Genomic DNA, 2,004 nt, shown 5'->3' with positions numbered 1-2,004 from the left:
GTATCATGCGAGCGAGCCCATTGCTTTCGGAGTCGAACCTTGCGTTCCGCAACCTGGGTGGGCTGAGCTTCGAGCGCGTGGAGTCGTCCTGGGGTCTTGGCGAGCAGGGGGTGAGCTTCGGAGCCGCGTTCGGGGACTTCGACCGCGACGGCGACCTGGACCTGGTTTACTCCAACTACGACGCCGCCCCGAGCTTGCTGCGCAACGACGGGACGAGCGGCTCTCGCGCGGTCTTCGAGCTGCGCGGCAGCGAGTCGAACAGCTTCGGCGTGGGCGCGACGGTGAAGGTGGAAACTTCCAGCGGCGTGCAGGTTCGCCAGCTGGTGCTCGCCCGCGGCTACCTTTCCAGCAGCGAGCCCTCGCTGCACTTCGGCCTCGGCTCGGCCGAGTCCATGGAGCGGGTGACGGTAAGCTGGCCCAGCGGCCGCGTGCAGGTCTTCGAGGGCCTCGCGGCGAACCGCCGCTACGTGGTCGAGGAGTCCGCGTCCTCCGCTGCCCCCGCGTCCGCCTCGCCTTCGGGCTCGCCGCTGTTCGCCCGGTCGGGCGAGCTCTCCCTGCCGGAATCCTCCGGCTCTCCCGCGCGGCAGCCGCTCGCGACGCTTCTTCTCGGCGGCGGCGTCACCGGAGCGGCCTCGGGCGACGTGGACGGCGACGGCGTCACCGACGCGGTCCTCGCCGGCGCTGGCGGCGCGGCGCGGCTCTACCTCGGCTCCCGCTCCGTCGGCTTCTCCGGCCCCGGCGCGGAGGTCTCGCCCGAGGCGAAGGCTCCGCTGCTGCTCGAGGACTTCGACGGCGACGGCGACCTGGACCTCCTTGCCCTGGGCGGTTCGCGCCCCGGCCTCCACGTCTGGGATTCCGGGAGCTTCGCCGCCTCCTCCCCGGGCCTTCCGGCTCTCCCGGAGCTGGCCTGGTGCGCGAGCTCCGGCGACTTCGACGGCGACGGCCTGGCCGACGCGTTCGTGGGCTCTCGCTCCAGCCCCGGGGCCTACCCGCTCTCCGCCCGCAGCGCGTTGCTGCTGGGCTCCGGGGGGCGCTTCGAGGACGCGTCCTCCCTGCTCCCCTCCGGAGGCGACCTCGGCCTTGTGTCCGGCTCGGCCGCGGCCGACCTGGACGGCGACGGCTGGCTGGACCTGGTGGTGGCCACGGAGTGGGGGCCGGTCCGCGCCCTGCGCAACCTCGGCGGCTCCGGCTTCGAGGACGCGACCGAGTCCCTGGGCTTCGCCTCGGGGGGCCGCGGCTTCTGGGGGAGCGTGGCGGCCGGTGACTTCAACGGCGACGGGCGCCCCGACTTCGCGGTGGGCAACCTTGGCCTGAACACGCGCTACCGCGCCTCCGCCTCCGAGCCTGCCGTGCTTTACTTCGGCGACTTCGGCGGCCGCGGGGCGGGGCAGATCGTGGAGGCCCGTCACGAGTCCGGGCGCCTCGTGCCCTGGCGCACGCGCAAGGAGCTGGGGGACTCGGCGCCGCCTCTGCTCAAGCGCTTCCGCAGCAACGACGCGTACGCCTCCGCGACGCTCGAGGAGCTCTTCGGCGAGCGCGCCCTTTCGGCGGCCCTTAGGCTGGAGGCGACGGAGCTGCGCTCCGGGGCTTTCCTCAGCGAGCCCGGCGGCGGCTACCGCTTCTCGGCGTTCCCGCGGCTCGCCCAGGCGGCCCCTCTTCGCGGCCTCGCGGTGGGCGACTTCGACGGCGACGGCGACCTTGACCTCGCTGCGACGCAGAACGAGCACCGGGTGGACCCTTCGGTCGGCCGCTTCGGCGGGGGCCTGGGCCTCGCCCTGCTGGGCGACGGGCAGGGCGGCTTCTCCGCTCCCGGCCCGCTCGCGAGCGGCTTCTCCGCGCCCGGCGCTGGCGGAGCCCTGGCGGCCCTGGACTTCGACGGGGACGGCGACCTCGACCTCGCCGCGTGCCGGCTGGGCTCTCCGGCGCTGCTGTTCTCGAACGCCGGGCAGGAGGGAGGCGAGCGATGAGGCTGCACCGCGTAGCGGCTTGCTCCGCGATTGCTCT

The 2,004-nt window shown here is 74.1% G+C and carries 1 protein-coding gene; it reads left to right on the top strand.

Annotated elements, in window-relative coordinates:
* A partial coding sequence (locus QEH53_RS23610; protein WP_309025697.1) for a VCBS repeat-containing protein occupies positions 1-1,967 on the top strand: 1,967 nt, incomplete at its 5' end.
* Between the last annotated feature and the right edge of the window lie 37 nt (positions 1,968-2,004).

The organism is Pelagicoccus sp. SDUM812002, from assembly GCF_031127835.1.
In the GTDB taxonomy this organism is placed as follows: domain Bacteria; phylum Verrucomicrobiota; class Verrucomicrobiia; order Opitutales; family Opitutaceae; genus Pelagicoccus.
This window is presented reverse-complemented; position numbering and strand designations above follow the sequence as displayed.